General features: G+C 32.7%; 13 protein-coding genes. 11 read left to right on the forward strand and 2 right to left on the reverse strand.

The annotated features are described in order from the left end of the window. Window positions 1-193: 193 nt before the first annotated feature. Together DWX91_RS13835 and DWX91_RS13840 are read right to left on the reverse strand one after the other, a co-directional pair. The gene (locus tag DWX91_RS13835; protein ID WP_118539247.1) at window positions 194-601 is read right to left on the reverse strand and encodes a DUF6173 family protein; all 408 of its coding nucleotides are present in this window, start codon (window positions 599-601) and stop codon (window positions 194-196) included. Between the two features lie 99 nt (window positions 602-700). Then, window positions 701-1,180 (reverse strand): hypothetical protein, encoded by a 480-nt coding sequence (locus DWX91_RS13840; RefSeq protein ID WP_118539249.1) that lies wholly within the window; start codon window positions 1,178-1,180, stop codon window positions 701-703. Between the two features lie 75 nt (window positions 1,181-1,255). Between DWX91_RS13840 and DWX91_RS13845 the strand changes: the two genes are divergently transcribed. The 11 genes from DWX91_RS13845 to DWX91_RS13900 all read left to right on the forward strand — a co-directional run bounded on the left by DWX91_RS13845 (window position 1,256) and on the right by DWX91_RS13900 (window position 16,432). Beyond that, the gene (locus DWX91_RS13845; RefSeq protein WP_118539251.1) at window positions 1,256-5,029 is read left to right on the forward strand and encodes a hypothetical protein; all 3,774 of its coding nucleotides are present in this window, start codon (window positions 1,256-1,258) and stop codon (window positions 5,027-5,029) included. 245 nt (window positions 5,030-5,274) lie between these two features. Next, window positions 5,275-6,921, forward strand: coding sequence for a hypothetical protein (locus DWX91_RS13855; RefSeq protein ID WP_118539255.1), 1,647 nt, complete (start codon window positions 5,275-5,277; stop codon window positions 6,919-6,921). A 398-nt stretch (window positions 6,922-7,319) separates the two neighbouring features. Further along, complete coding sequence (locus DWX91_RS13860; RefSeq protein ID WP_118522053.1) at window positions 7,320-7,787, forward strand: hypothetical protein; 468 nt, start codon at window positions 7,320-7,322, stop codon at window positions 7,785-7,787. 542 nt (window positions 7,788-8,329) lie between these two features. Beyond that, on the forward strand, window positions 8,330-9,325 hold the full coding sequence (locus tag DWX91_RS13865) for a hypothetical protein (RefSeq protein WP_118539257.1): 996 nt from the start codon (window positions 8,330-8,332) through the stop codon (window positions 9,323-9,325). Window positions 9,326-9,386: 61 nt separating this feature from the next. Continuing rightward, window positions 9,387-9,641 carry a hypothetical protein gene (locus DWX91_RS13870; protein ID WP_118539259.1) on the forward strand — a complete coding sequence of 85 codons (255 nt, stop codon included), beginning with the start codon at window positions 9,387-9,389 and terminating at the stop codon, window positions 9,639-9,641. Between the two features lie 32 nt (window positions 9,642-9,673). After that, window positions 9,674-10,780 (forward strand): hypothetical protein, encoded by a 1,107-nt coding sequence (locus DWX91_RS13875; protein ID WP_118539261.1) that lies wholly within the window; start codon window positions 9,674-9,676, stop codon window positions 10,778-10,780. Window positions 10,781-11,520: 740 nt separating this feature from the next. Beyond that, on the forward strand, window positions 11,521-12,618 hold the full coding sequence (locus tag DWX91_RS13880; protein ID WP_118539263.1) for a hypothetical protein: 1,098 nt from the start codon (window positions 11,521-11,523) through the stop codon (window positions 12,616-12,618). Next, the gene (locus DWX91_RS13885; RefSeq protein WP_118539265.1) at window positions 12,615-13,505 is read left to right on the forward strand and encodes a hypothetical protein; all 891 of its coding nucleotides are present in this window, start codon (window positions 12,615-12,617) and stop codon (window positions 13,503-13,505) included. Before DWX91_RS13880 ends, DWX91_RS13885 begins: the two co-directional genes overlap by 4 nt. Before the next feature lie 8 nt (window positions 13,506-13,513). Next, window positions 13,514-15,070, forward strand: a complete 1,557-nt coding sequence (locus DWX91_RS13890) for a DUF5048 domain-containing protein (RefSeq protein ID WP_118539267.1) — start codon at window positions 13,514-13,516, stop codon at window positions 15,068-15,070. 13 nt (window positions 15,071-15,083) lie between these two features. Beyond that, complete coding sequence (locus tag DWX91_RS13895; RefSeq protein WP_118539269.1) at window positions 15,084-15,749, forward strand: hypothetical protein; 666 nt, start codon at window positions 15,084-15,086, stop codon at window positions 15,747-15,749. 14 nt (window positions 15,750-15,763) lie between these two features. Continuing rightward, window positions 15,764-16,432 carry a hypothetical protein gene (locus tag DWX91_RS13900; protein ID WP_118539271.1) on the forward strand — a complete coding sequence of 223 codons (669 nt, stop codon included), beginning with the start codon at window positions 15,764-15,766 and terminating at the stop codon, window positions 16,430-16,432. Window positions 16,433-16,445 lie beyond the last annotated feature (13 nt).

The following is a 16,445-nucleotide window of genomic DNA, read 5'->3' on the forward strand; positions in this document are numbered from 1 at the left end:
TATGTTTTAATCGACAAAGAAAAGTGCGAAAGACTTGAAAAAGAGATTGAAAATCTTTTAATAGAAAATAAATTATCTCTTCTTAAATCTCGCGCACTTTTATATAAGGTTTATTCTAATAGAAAATAAATTATCTCTTCTTAAATCTCGCGCACTTTTATATAAGGTTTATTCTAACCTGATGAAAAGACCTTTATAATTCATCTTCATCTCCACCTAAAAAACCTATTTTACGTTTAGGTATTTCTGGAGCAGTTTTTGGAACAACCATTAAAAGAAAATTTAATTGATGTACATGTTGTACCAACTCTAGTGGTTTTCCAGAGGTATCTGTTCCATGAAAACAAATTAAATTACTTCCAATACTACCAATATCATTAACTAATATAGTAATGTTCTGGTTAAATTGAACAAGAGACATAGCTACATCTTCAGTATTAGGAAGTTTAGCTTGATAATCTTTAATTTCTTCATACAAATAATAAGCGACTTGCGGAGCGCTACTATCAAGTTCCATTTTTGAAGCGTCTACTTCAATTTGTCTATCTTTGGCGTTCTGTCTAAGAATTTTTTGAATTTCTGGGGATGGTCCAATATACATATCAATCACTTCTCCTTTGTAATATATTTTGATAAATCAATTCTATCATAATAGTTTACAAAGGAGAAGTCTGAACATATGTTTATTGTCAGAAATATCCTAAAACATCATACCACAATTCTTACACTCAAAACTTTTATTAATCTTCTTACTAAACAACCCAAAGAAGCCAACTGACGCAACACGTTCTACACTACCAATTTTCTTTACATTTAAACTACCACACGCAGGACACTTCGGTAAATTTTGTCCACCATTTTTAAATGCTAATTTAGGATCTGCTCCTGCGCGGATAGCTGAACCTATTTTTATAGCTCTGTCCATTTCTTGTGATTTTTTCTTAAAAAATAAAGGAGCTTCTTCAAACAATTTAGGATCAAATTCTGGAGAAGATTTAACACACTCTTCTAAAAATTTTTCTTTGTTGTCAATGACAGTACGTATAATTTCTCCATTTAATTTGGGATAATACTCATCTGGTACATCATACATTTTGTTTTTACAAAATCGACAAGGTTCATCTTTTTCATATTCATAGCGTTTAGAAATAGTACCACACTTTTTACAATACTTTAACATATTTTTACCTCCACTTAGATTAAGTATAACATTTACATCACCTTAAAACAAGATTCAAACACTTGTAACCACAATATGATTTTTAGGTCTTTTAATAATAACGATGGTTTCTTATCTAAGATTGGAATATACAAAAAATCATTTAAAGAAATTGGAGAGGCTTGTGGAAAGGCTTTTAATGATTCTTTAGGTTCTTCTATAGCTGGATTAGCTGATGGGACAGGTTTTGATACAACTAATAATAAAGGATTTTTCAAGAATTTAATAAATAACTTATCTACTCCTATAGAAGATGAATTTGATTTATGCAATAAATTTATTGTTCGGCAAAAAGATATTGAACCATACTTTCAGTATTCTTCTAAATACGAAAATTATGGAAGGTCTGATGCTCAAAATGATTTAATTGAAATACAGAATCAAAAGAAGCTAGTTGATGCCAATGAAAAATCATGGCAAGATTACTTTTCTACTTTAGATGATCATCCAGAATTAAAATGGCAAGAAAAACTTATTCAAGAATGTGATTTAGAAAAACTATCTTTAGACGATTTACAGAAAGCACAACTTGAAGCTGCATTAGCTGCAAAAGAGCATGATGAAAAGTTAAAAGAGCTAACAATTGGTGCAAAAGCAAGTAAATTTGCTATTAATGCTTTAAAGATGGTTGGTAATGCTCTTGTTACTGCTGGTGTAACATGGGTTGCATCCAAAGTTGTATCTGGAATTGACCAATATATCAATCGTACTAAATATGCAACTGAAGCAATGTCGGAAGCTAATGCTGCTTATGAGAAATCAACATCAGAAGTACAAGACTTAGAAAGTCAACTATCAGATTGTAATAAACAATTAGCTGAGTTAAAAAATACTCCAGGAATTGATTTAGTAAACAATGAACAGATAAATAAACTTTCTGAACAGAGAGATATCTTACAACAGACACTCGATTTAAAAAAAGAAGAAAACAGAATTAATGCTTTAAAAACTGGTCAACAATCTGCATACTCATACGGAATTGGAGTAAAAAGTCAATATAAAAAAGATAGTGATGGGCTTTTTGATAATATAAGTGCGACAGAGGAAATGAATCGTGCTTTCGAAGAGTATAAAAATTGGGAACAATCTAAAAAAGAAAATGAAGAAGATATTGCAGATACAACTCAAAGATTATCAAAAATCACTAACACACAATCTTCTGAATACAAAAAATTATCAGAAAGATTAGAACGCTTAAATAAAAATCATAGTGGTCTTGAGAATAATATGACTAAAGCAAGGGAACGTGCTTTAGAAATGTGTAATGTTCTTATTGAAACCAAAAACGGACTAGAAGCATTAAAAGAATCTGGTGCAGAATTAACTCCAGCGCAAGAACAAATACTAAAAGAGGTTACAGAAGGAATCACTTCTTATAAATCTTTTGCTTCCACTGTCAACGAAGCCGCTGAAGCCCAACAAAATGCAGCTAACGGTTCTTCTGCTGTCGCAAATTCATTTACTAACAGCACTGAGCAAATGAAGACATTAAAAGAGACTGTCGATGATGTTGTTTCTTCTTATAAATCTTTAGATGCTGCTCTCCTAGCTCAACAAACAGGTCAATCTATTAATTTAACAGATGATTTATCTGCTTATGCCAGTTGTTTAGAATATACAAATGGAGTGATGCAACTTAATTCAGAAAAGGCTAAAGAGTTAGCTCAGTTTAAAGCTGAAGAACAGATTGCAACTATTGAAGCCACGGAAGCACAAGAACGTTATCAGTATTCTATTAACGCTTCCAAGATTGATGAATACACTGTTGCTCTCGATGGAAAAAATAAAGTTGTTCTTAATGGAAAAGAAATCACTTCTGAAATGGTTCAGGCATTAAAACAAGATAATGAACAAATTGTTTTAAATGCTAAGAATTATCAGTTGATGACTTCTCAGATTAGAGAAGCCACAGGTACATATCAGGCTTGGTTAGATGCTCAGAATGCACCGACACAGGGAACAATGTTTACTGATGCTGGCAATGCCATTGAACTCATCATGGAGTCATTAAAAAATGGTAAAGTTGGTACAGAGGCATATAAATCTGCATTAGGGTTTTTAGTTCCTGATTCCATAGATTCAGAAGACAAAGAAGCCATTTCAAAATATCTCAAAACGTTACAGAGATATTTTGCTGATAATGGTTCTGGCGTTAATAATTTCATTGCTGATGCTATTCAGAAAGGTTTAATGACAAAAACTGAAGATGGTGCTGATATTGTCAAAGGCACAAGGATTGATGATTTTGTAGAGAAATTAAATCTTACAAAAGAAGCAGTTCGTGCAATCTTCGGAGAAGCAGAAACATATGGTTCAAAATTCAATTGGAATTTAGATGGTTTAAACAGTTTAGATGATGCTCTTTTTGAAGCACAGACCAAATATGATGAACTAAGAAATGACTTTGAGCAGAATGGTTTAACCATAGAAGTAAATCAGGATGATATCAATAATGCTAAAAAAGCCCTTGAACAATTAAGTGAGTATGGTAATGTTAATTTAACAAATCGTCAGAAGGTTTCAGGAAAAACCATGCGTGATAAAGGTTGGACTGATTTCAATGATGATGATGTTGCTACTACATACACAATGTCTGATTTTGTTTGGCAAGGTAATGAAGACACAGGGAAATATGTATATGTTCATTATACTCCGATTCTTCCAGATGGCTCTGTATTATCTCCTGATGAGTTGTCAAAGTACATTGACGAAACCTTAACTGGTACAAAGAATATTTTGGAAACTGACTCAGATAATAAGAGAATTGTCATGAAAGTTGATGATGGTATTTCTCACGAAGATTCTGTTAATTACAAACAGACCGGGGAGATGTCATCTGTAATGAATCGTATCGTTCAACAAGGTAATTCTTGGGATGAGAAAGTTCATGAATATCAGGCAACATTTTATAATCTTGTGGATCAGGATTTACAGAAATTAAATAACGAGTATGGTCAGACCAGCAAACAGTTTAAAGATTTAGCAAAACAACGCACAGATATGTTCTCTGAGTCATATTCTGGAGATGAATTTCAAAGTTTAAAAGATGAATATGATTTAGTAAATAAAGCATCTCAGTTAAGATCCTTATTAAATAAAGGCATTGTTAATGGAGACGCGAAATCTTATGAAGAACTATCTAAACAATATGAAGTATTAAGGAAAGAACTTTCTCAAACATATGGAGTAGATATTGAAGCTGATGGAGCAGCACAAGTATTACAGGATCTTCAGCAGCAAATGATTACTCTTTCTGGTTTGAGTTCTTTTAATGTTAATATTATTGCAGATCAGGCAAAACAAGAACTCCAAAATTTACAGAACGATCTTCAAGAATTAGAAAATAAACTTAAAAAAGTTGAAAATTCTTTATCATCTGCTGATGGTGACAAGTATTTGAGTTTATCGTCAGAAAAAGAACAACTAGAAAAACAAATCGCTGAGAAGAAATCTCAAATTAAAGGTAAAGAAGAAGAAATTGATTGGATTACTACACTTAAAGTCAAATTAGATGAGAGTGTAAAAGAAGCTCAAGATAAAAAAGATGAGTTAGGTAAAGACCAAGAATTTAAGGTAACAGCCAATACAGAACAGGCAATAGAAAAGATTAATGAATTAAAAGATTTATTGAATGGACTTTCTACTAATCTTGATATTGGTGATCCTTTACCTGTATCAACAAATCCATCTGGTTCAACTTCTACGTCTAAAACCACTAAAACCAGCGGTCGAACTAAAAGTTATAGTAAAAATGGTCCCGCCGCTGCATCTGGCACAAAAGGGGAAACGGTAAAACAGAAACAGCTTTAATTGGTGAACTTGGTCCAGAAATTGTTGTTGATCCTAAGACCGGCTCTTGGTGTACATATGGTGATAATGGTGCTGAATTTGCTTCTATTCCAAAAGGTTCTATTGTTTTTGATGCTAATAAATCGAAAGAACTTCTTGAACGTGGATTTGTTAATGGACGTGGAATTGCATATGCATCTGGTACAGCTTATGGGGAAACTGATACTAATCCAAATTCAGTAAGTGGTTCTTTTGTAAATGTTACTGTGTACGGAGAAAGTAGGTTTGATGAAAAAGCTAAAGAACTTGGCAAGACCGCTGACAAAGCTTCCAAAGCTACAGATAAGCTCACCAAATCTACGGAGAATGCTACAGAAGCAGAAGGTAATTTAGTAGACTGGATTGAACGTAGAATTACCCTATTAGACAATCAAGCTTCTCTCCTATCCAAGAAATCATCTAGTGCATACCTCTCCTATTTTGGAATGACCGAAGTGCAATTTAAGTCTATCAGCGAATTGATGTCAGATCCTACCAATGTTGAAAACTACACAGAAGGTATTCGACAATTAGGTGAGATTTCAAAAAATACTGGTAAATCTATGGACGAGCTTCAAGCTACTATCACAAGTGGCAAATTTGAAGAATCTCGTCTTAGTGCTAATGCTTCTCAGTTAAAAATCAATGATGAGAAGATTCAAACTTTAAGAAGTGCTATTGAACAGTATCAAGCCAAGTATGAAGGATACATAGCTAAAATACCACAAGAGTATCGTGATAAAATTGAAAGTGGTGCTTTAACCTTAGAGAATTTTGCACAGGAAACTTCTAAGGATAGTAATGCTAAACAAGGTTCATCTTTATATGATAATCTCCAAAAAGGTATTGAATACTACGACAAAGTTAAATCCTCTGAAAGTAGTTTATTCGATGCTCAAGAAGAACATTATAAAATCCTTGAAGAAAAGCACAACAACTATATAGGTAAGCTCGAAAAAGAAAATACTCTTCTACAGACACAAGCTACTCTTACTCAAAAGGGTATTGATTTAGCAAAAGCTTCTGGTCATATTGTTAGTGCCGATTCGTATGAAAGTCTGATTTCAAATAATAAGCTTCAACAGAATAATATGAGGAATCAGATTAATGGTAAGATTGCTAAACTTAAAGAACTCGATCCAAAAGAAGATACAGAAAAATATCTCGAATTGGAAAATGAGATCGAGTCAGCAAGAGTAAGTCTTAAAGATCTTAAACTAGAGCAAGCAAATCTCAATAAAGAATTAAAAGAAATGCCTATTACAAATATGACAACCGTCATTAATATGTATAAGGATATTTCTACTGCTATTCAGAACTGGGGTGCTGAATTAGAAGCATCTGGTACTGCTCTTACAGCAGATTATTACCAAGAACTTATCAAGAATGGTTCTACCATCATCAGTGAGTATAAAGAACAGGCTGGAATTATTAAAGATGTTATGGATACTTACGATGTTGGTTCTGATAACTGGAACGAGTTATACAGTCAGCTTCAGAACGTCAATGGCGAAATGTCCAGTATGATTCAAAATCTGAAAAAATGGAATGAAGAATTACTCCAACTCCCATTAACTAAGATTAGCAATTATTCTTCTGATTTGAATACAGTCAAGGATGCTCTATCTTCTTTACAGGATGATTATTCGACTGTCATTAGTGCTGTTACAGGTGCGATTGACGATGAGACAAAAGCCATCCAAGACCAGCAAAAAGAGTTCCAGAAGAACATTGAGAAACAGAAAGACGCTATTCAAGATAAGATTGATCTGTTGGATAAGCAGAACACGAAACTGCAATTACAACAGGATTTAGAACAGAAACTCTATAATTTACAGATTGCTAATACGCAGAAAACGGAAAAGGTGAAATGATTGCCTTCTTTCACAGTAATGTGATTGCAATAAAAATAGCTATAACGGTTAATATCCGATGGGACGGACAAGACCGTGGAAAGATTGAATTTAGATAAGAAAAAGCATAAATATATATATTCTCTCAAAAATGGAATCGAATATACGTTTTGTGGTTTACAAATCCAAATTATTGTGTATAATAAAGGTAAGAATTAGTTGATAGTTCTGGTAAGCCGTGGATAACGGTTAGAATATTATCCAACTGTATGTTTGTCTCCGTGAATGACGGGACTAAAATGTAGAATATCATTCAACTGTATGTTTATCTCCGCGGATAACGGGATGTAAAAGTAGAATATTATCCAACTGTATGTTAGAAGGAGCCTTGATTGGCTCTTTCTTTTTAGGAGCAAAAGATGAGATTAGTAAAAATATCAGACAGTTTCTTTAATGAATGTAAAAAACATAGCGTACATAAAGAATTATTATTTAATGAAGATGGTCGTCCAAGTGTTTTACTTATTAGCTTAAAATATAAAGAACAATATAGGAAATTTGTTGTACCAATGCGTTCTAATATATCACCGACTACTCCTAAAAATCAATACTTGCCATTACCACCTAATTCAAAAACAAAGTTACATCATTCACATGGAATTCATTATATTAAAATATTTCCAATCATAGATAAATACGTTCAAACATATTTGATAAGTGAACCATTTGATTTAATGATAAAAAATAAAATTGATGATAATGAACCTATTATTGTACAAGCTTGTCAAGATTATTTGAAACAATGCGAAAATGGCAATAAACATTTTATGACTCCTGACATAGATGGAATAATTCATATGCTCGATTCTCAAGAAGACACCAACTAAGGTGTCTTTTCTTATGTCTAAATTCAAAATCCTTAGAGACTGTAACGGTTGCATGAGTAATCATATAACCTTCGCTATTCCCCTACTCTTCTAAGAAGACAAGAGGGTGAAGATCCAGTCCGATCTCACAAAATAATCCCAAATAAAAGAAATGTGAGAATACGCCAGAAATGACGTATCGCCATATTAATATATGGTCAGTAGGTCGATGACCGAAAGTAACAGAATGAACCCGTAACGGCGAGATTGTCTACGAGACGAACACAGACAATATTCGTAACGCACAGAAAGAATTCCAAGATGCTGAATTTGCAAAAACAAAGAATGATCTGCAAGAAGAGTTAGATGCTCTCAATAAACAACTGGATGATTACAATGATAAGGTTGACGAACAGCTCGAAGCCTTAGACAAAATCAAAGATAAGTGGTCTGAGATTGCCGAGAATGTAACCAAGGCTCAAAATGCTACTCTTGCTACTGATTATCTTGGTTCTGGTTGGAAAGATAAGGTTCTATCTGGTAATGATAATGACATTTATACTGTGTTTAAGAATCGGTATGAACAGAATGCTTCTCAACTGAAAGCGTATGAGGATCAGATTCAGTCTACAGAGAGAATCTATAATCTTCTGAATAGTTATATTGAAGCGTATAAGGCTGGTACTATTACAGCGAATGAAGCACAGACACAGATTCAAATACTTTTAAATCAACTTAATAAAGGTCTGATTTCTGCTGATGCTAATCTTATGAATGTCCTTCAATACAGCAAAGATGTAACGGGTGCTTCTGGTTCCAGTGCGGAACAAGTTCTTGCTGGTATTAAAGATGATTTGAAAACATCTGGACAAGATTTACTTGCTTCTCTACGTCAGTATGAAGAAAATTCCAAATTAATTGGAGAACAGACTACCAGTTGGCAACAACTTACAAAAGATGTATCTGAGATGTTGAGCGTTCTAAAAGATGTTAAGAAAGCACTAAAAGAATCTGAACGTGATGATGATGACGAAGATGAGGATGACGATTCTAGTTCCAAAAAGAAACATCATAGTAAATCTGATGGACCTGGAAAGAGCGCTTGGTCTAATAAGGACGAAAACAATGGACCCGGTGCAGAAATTAATCGTAAGAAAGCTGGCATCGCTCACAGTGGTTTGGAAGCTGGTGCTGTTGGTTCTGGTGTTGCCAATGACGATGAAGCTTGGATGAAACTTATGGGGCTTAAAGAGTTAGATCCTAATGAGTATCCATATATTCTCAAGGCTGGTGAACAGATTGTAAATGATGAACAACGCAAAACTCTAATGTCTAATTTTAATAACGCATATTCTTCTGCTTATGCTGATGGAATCAAACGTGGTATTTCTGCAATGTCATCTCTTGGAACACAGGTTAATAATGCTGTGAGCAACGTGAAAGTTAATATTGAAAAAATTATGATGAATAATGTCCAAGATCCAGATGGATTTGCTAAGGCTTTATATAATAATCTTGAATTAACTATGGCACAGCAACGTTCTAAGTTTAAATTCTAATTTTTGTGACAGCTCTGCTTATAACAGGGCTGTCATATTTTATATTGGAGGTTTATTTTTTATGAACTACCAAGAAGTAATTAAAAGTATTACCACTACTATATTCTCTCAAGTTCAATCTTTAATAAAAGAGGCTCCTTTTGATAAAACATTTAGAGCCAGAATTTTGAAGAAAATAAGTGATGGCAAATATCAAATTGAATATAAAGGTGGTAAATATACAGCTAAAAGTTCTCAATCTTATAATGAGAATGATATAGTTTATGTATGTGCGCCTATGAATAAATGGGAAGAATTATTTATTCTTCCAGTATAAAAAATTATAAATGAAAGGATGGTTTCATTCTTATGTCTATTTATCATAACGGGCAGAAAGTCGCTGGGTATACAAGTGGACGAAATTCTGCAATTTTAAGCAATGTTACTCTCCTGCCGGGGGAATTTAAAACGCAGGAAGATGGAACATATATATGTACACTTGATAATACTCTTGTTTTAGATGAAAGTATCGTGGATGTATACTTTGCATCAAGTAGTCAAAAGGTAGGAAGTAAGGCAAATATCTGGGTGTCTTCTGCTGCTGGCAAGATTTATTTTCATGCGAAAAAGGTTCCAACACAAGGGTTGATCGCAGAAACCATTCGTATTGTGAATCCATCTCAGGATGATTCATATAATTCAGATCAAAGTGCTGCTATTACTGGATTACAACAGCCAGTCTTTGAAGATTATAATGGAATTTATCCTGCTACTACAGATACAAATCATACAGATGTAGATACTTCTAAATTACCAAATTATACAGAAACCCCTGAAAATGATGAACCTCTCAATTATATTATTCCCTCTCTTGGAAAAGTAAAATCAAAAAATCCATTGGCAACTGTACTTGAAGGTGTCAAAGGAGCATTGAGTTGGAGCGCATTTTTGATTAGTAATTTGAAAGCTAATGTGACAAAATTACAGACTGATTTGACCAAGTTACAGACTGATTTAACTTCCCATATTTCAGATTATGAGAACATCAAATACAACTACGTTAATGAGAATGATTATGCTGCATATGGGTGGAGTGAGACAGGTATTACACTAACCCCTCGTACATGGACACCAATCCCCCTCTCAACTACAGGTGGCACAAATATAGAAATTTCTGATGGAAAAATGAAAATCAAAAAACGTGGTACATATTTAGTTAATGTATTTTTCCATGTAAAAAATACAGTTAATGGAACACCATATTATGATTTGGGTATATTTAAAAATGATATTCAATGGAATAATATAATTGTAAATAATTCTCGTGGCGGCGGTCTAGGATTTATAACCAGATATAATTTTACATGTGTAATATGGTTGGATGTAGGTGATTTATTACAACCTAAAGTTTATTCTGACTTAGCAGATGCTTTATTATCTTCTTCATTAGATGTAATAATGCTTAAAAATTGGTAATACGGATAAACTATTTCAGATTATGAAAACTTGATTGAAACTAAGGTCGATAAGCGATGCCCTTTACCATCAAACACTGATTTTAATACTGTTTTAACCAGTGGATTTTACAGATTAAGTAATACAACACAAGGTACGAATGCTCCACCAGACGGATCATGGGGACAAATGCTTGTAATATCTGGAGGTGGAGACACAATAACACAGATTGTATTCAGTTATAATACTTCCGAGCGTTTTAATCTAAGGAGTGGGGTTTGCAAAGCCCTTGGTGGAAGTAAAGATTCATGGACAGCATGGAAAGTTTTTAAATCTGCTTAATTATTTGAACTGCACCCACGAAGTCCACGAACCTGCATTAATCCTATGTCTTTCCCAAAAATTTCCGCTTGTGTTAATAAAAATGTGCCAAATCCAATTATTTGTGCCATTGTAAGTATAACCATCACTAACGGTTACAAATAAAACCCCGTAACAGTAACCGTTATAAGGATTTCCTTTACTTGTTCCTGCATTACTTGAGACATTATATCTTCCTTGTGTAAGATATGTATCAAATCCAAAGTTGCCGGAGATGTAACCCTCAAGACGTTTATCATATGACGATTTCACAGAATCTAATGACGATTTCACAGAATCTAATGACGATTTCACAGAATCATATGATTTAGAGAGTTCTGATGCTTTGTTCCGATAATCTGAATTTTACACACAAAATTTTATAAAAAGGAGGTGTTAAATTGTATGCCGTAATACATCCCATTGAGCCTTTTGACGCATCAAAAGGGACAATTATTAATTTTACATGGAAAGGCAATCAGATTCGTCAAGTCCATTGTATTATTAAGAAAAATGAAACTGGTGAGACAGTTTATGATATGACTGATACTAACCAAATGAAGCAAGAATTTAATATGATTGACACAAATAAACCAGATTTATCTCCTACTAGCAAGTTAGTTAATGGAGAATATTATATTGCATATATTACAGTAATTGATAGTGATGGTGTAGAATCAGAAACTCAGGCTATTGGCACTCCTTTTTATTGTTTCAGTGAACCAGATTTTAAATTATCACTTAATGATTCAGATATTGTAAGAGCATCTACATATGAAATCAATGTTTCATATGCACAGTCAGAAAACGAAGATTTGAACACATACAATATAAAATTGTACAATTACAGTATGCAATTATTACAAGATTCTGGAGAAATTGCTAGTGATGTAAATTCTATGAAATATGTAATATCAAAATTGGAGAATGGTAAGGAATATTATGTTCGTGCGACAGGGAAAACTGTTCACGGAATGGAAATAGATACAGGATTTATTTTATTTTCTGTACAATATATTCAGGCACAAGTATTCTCTCCTTTGGAAGTGAATAACATGGCTGATATTGGAGCAATTGAAGTTAAATCAAATATTATTTCTACGAATGCTACATCAGAAAAAGATGTGGAGTATATTGATGGAGATAAAATTGATTTAAGAAATAATTCTATCACATATGATATTGGTTTTGAAGTAGCTGGAGATCATAGTGATATATATCTTTTTGAAAAACCTAATCTAAATACCTCTATTGTCCATTTTACAGGAGAAAAAACATCAGCAGATGTAATTTATAGAGAAGGCTCATATTCTAATTCTGATGGTTATAAATCATATTTTGAATTACAAGTAGAGACAGGTGGGCGGATTTATACAATTTATAGTAATTATGTAAAAGTCCCAACAGACAATCAACAGTTTTCGTTATTGGTTACAAGAGAATCAAATTTATATAATATTAAAGTTGTTTTAGTAGATAAAAAGGAGGTAATTGAATGATTTTAGGAAGAACTTGCACTGGCGAACCATCTACCCTACTCAATTCTCTCCCAGCTACAGATGATATTGGAACATTAACATTATCAAATGCTATTCATGATGAGACATATGTGACTGTAGCTGTAATAAATGTATCAGATTTTACAGGTAAAATTCCTTCTCAATGGACATTTGATACGAGACTTCATTCAGTTTACAAAGGCGATTTATATGGTGGAAATGTAAGTTTTACTGAAAGTATTGTCGAATCTGTAAGAATCAAAAAGAGAACATCCAAAGATTCTAAATTCCAAACCATTTATGAAAAAGATATAAAAACCAATAAGGATTTTGAAATTCATTTCATTGATTATTTAGAACCAACTGGTGAGATTGAATATGCGTATGTTCCTGTTATTTCTGGCGGCGAAAACAAATATATCACAAATGAAGTAAAATCAGATTTTAATAATTTCTTTATGGTAGAACGTGGAGCTTCATATCCTCTTGTTATGGATATGAAATTTGATAGAACATTAAATCAACAAGTAAACGTAGTTGAAACATGGGGAAGGCAACGACCAGTAATTATACGAAATGGAAACCTCAAGTATTATTCTGGAGATATTGAATGTATTTTTGTTGAACTTAAAGATTGTGAATGGGATTGGGAAAATAGTTGGGATTTTAGAAATCAATTAAATGAATTTTTATCAAATGGTATGCCAAAAATATTAAAAGATCCTAACGGTAATATTTATATGATTGGTATCACCTCTTCTATCTCTGAATCCACAGATAATTATAATAACATTACAACTAAGTTCAGTGTAACAGAATGTGGAGATGCTTATTATGTTGGAGATCTCGCAGATAACGGTTTCATTGATTCAGAAGTAGATCGGTAGGTGATTTTATGTCTTATATAGTAACACAAGCCGATCTTAATTTGTTAAAACAGGGTGAACAAAATATTTACATTAAAGTAGAGTTACTTAGTAGTAATTTTAAAGTATTAGATATAATAACAGGTAATGTAATAGATGATACATATTCTGTTGATTCTGAAAGTATGCAAAGGCGCAGTTATAAAGTTACTCTTGTTGTGACAGATAGCACATTCCAAATAGGTAAAGATAAAAAAATATGGCTAGATAAAAGACTTCGTGTAAGTTATGGTATCTATTCTTTACGCGAAAAGAAAATCATTTGGTATAAATTAGGTAATTTTGTCTACTCTTCTGTCAATTATTCTTATAGCGCATCTGATAAAACCTTATCTTTAACCTGTCCTGATTTAATGGCTTTGTATGATGGTACATTAGGTGGAGAACTGAGTGGATATGGTTCATCTCATATGGGTGACGATACACAAAACATTACTGCTCATGGTCTTTTAATTCCTGCTGGTGAAGATATGAGAAAGTCAATTATTGCTACATTGAAAGCTGCTAATATTGAAAATTACGTAGTTGAAGAAATGAATAAAGAAATTCCTTATGATTTGGAATTTGACACAGGTGTTACATATTCTCAAGTGTGGGAAAAGATTCGAGATTTATACGATTCATGGGAGTTCTTTTTTGATATAGATGGAACATTTATTTGGAGAAAAATACCTACATGTTTAGATGATCCCGTTGTATTAGATAATACTATCATGCAGAGCATTGTTTCTGAAAGTGAGACTGTGGATGTAGATTTCACAAATGTATATAATGTTACAGAAGTTTGGGGAAAAGTTCTTGAATTAAGTAATAGTGATAGATATGCAGAAACTTCTACTTATGCAGATAATGTCTATAATATAACGCTGGAAAATCTTGAAAAATGGAGTGACCTTGATAATCTCACTCAAATAGGTATCAAAATTTGTTCTAACAATCTAGCATCTCCTAAATTTGTTATAAATAAAAAAATGGATAGTGGAATTACACCTCTTGGAGATCCTATCCCTATTTATGATGGAGATCAAAAAGAACTAACGGCAGACACTTTAAAAGCAGATACAATTTATGTTTTTAGATATAGAAGACTTAATGTTATTGACGCTGAAACATTAGAGGCTGGTTTATTTTTATTAGGTCAATATCAATGTCATGGATTATATAAAGAAACATCAAAAGAATGTCCATTTAGTATTCCCAATTTAGGATATGAAGTAAAAAAATCTGTAGATTATTCTAATCTTTCAGATGATGCAGCTTGTTTTAATCAGGCTGAATATCTTACTTATACTACTACCGCTATGATGGACACAGTAAATCTTACTACTCTCGTAATTCCGTGGTTAGATGTAAATATGAAAATAGAATATAAACCTCATAATCTAGGAAAAGATGATCCTGCAAATCAATATATCGTAAAATCATTTAGTTGGTCTGTCGGTAATGGAACTATGAGTTTAGTCCTATATAAATTCCTAGAGGATTTTTCATTTGTTTGGAAACGGAAATACAATAATACACGTTAGGAGGAATAATTTAATGAGTTATAATGAAAAAACTCAACAATATGATGAATATCCTCGTAGTCAATTTCCGGGAAAAGTAGATGACTGGGCTAATAAACAAGATGTTCCAGTTACTATACGTCCTATTTTGGCTCAATATCAGACGGCATGGGATAACATGGATGTTAATACGATGGATACATTAAAAAGTAAATATCCATCAATTTTAACATATATATTTGGTGCTGTGGATATCAATCAATTACAAGATGGTGTTAAAGCCACACAGCAATTTTTTAAGGATGATGTTAAGACTTATCTTACAAAGATCGGACAATATCAAGTAGGTCTTAATGATGCTCCTAATGAAGAAGAAAAAGCCAATACTGCTTATTCTTCTAAAAAAACAGACGAACTTACAGGTATTACGGTTGGAGAAGATATTTCTATTCCATCTGTCGATTGGAAGCCTATAGAACGTACTGACGGTTTTAAATATCAGTGGACTTATACAAATGAAAAAGTCAAGAACACCGACAGGGTTATGACATGGTTTGACAATCCAAGTATTATTCCTGCGTCAAAAGCAACTGTTGCAATTGATGATAATAGCACTGACGGAACAATCTCATTCATTTCTGTAAAAATTCCTAAAAAAGATTTAACAATAAAATTAATTAAAATATATAGAGAACAATAGAAAGGGGTGATAAAATGTTTCGAGTTTTAATTAGAAGTGATAATACTACTATTGTCACTGAAAATCAGAGAATTATGCAAAATTCCAAACTGGTTGACACTTTAGAAATTGTTGTAGATAAAGAATACAACGGATTAAGTATGGCAGAATGCACAGCTTATTTGGAGTATTTAACTCCTATCAATCACAAGATAGGACAGGTTGTACTGGAAATTGCTGATGAAAATTATGAAAATGATTATCTGTTATACAAAATGAAAATTGATACAAATCTAACAAATGAAGTTGGACAAGTTCAGTTCAGAGTTCATTTTATTCAGGTTGAAATGAATGAAGAAGGAAAAGTAACTACTCCTGTTAGACAGACTGATTCATTCATTATGACTGTTATTCCAATTTCTGATTGGATGACTTTACCTGACAATTTATTAAGTGGTCTTGATCAAAGATTGATTGTAATGCAACAAACAAACAAAGCAATGGCTGACTTACAGAATACTCTAGCAGAGGATAAATTGGATGACATTAAACTTGATGCAGAGGCTGGTACTTTGTATGGTACATCTAGTGGTGTGAGAAAAGGAACTGGTGTTAAAATTAGCGATCTCGGTGATGCGATAGCAAACGACACTAAAGATGGTATGGTTGTTATTAATACATACGATGTAAAAGACGAAGAATAATATTGTATAACAA

The sequence above is a fragment of the Clostridium sp. AF22-10 genome (assembly GCF_003478725.1).
Classification (GTDB): domain Bacteria; phylum Bacillota; class Clostridia; order Lachnospirales; family Lachnospiraceae; genus Otoolea; species Otoolea fessa.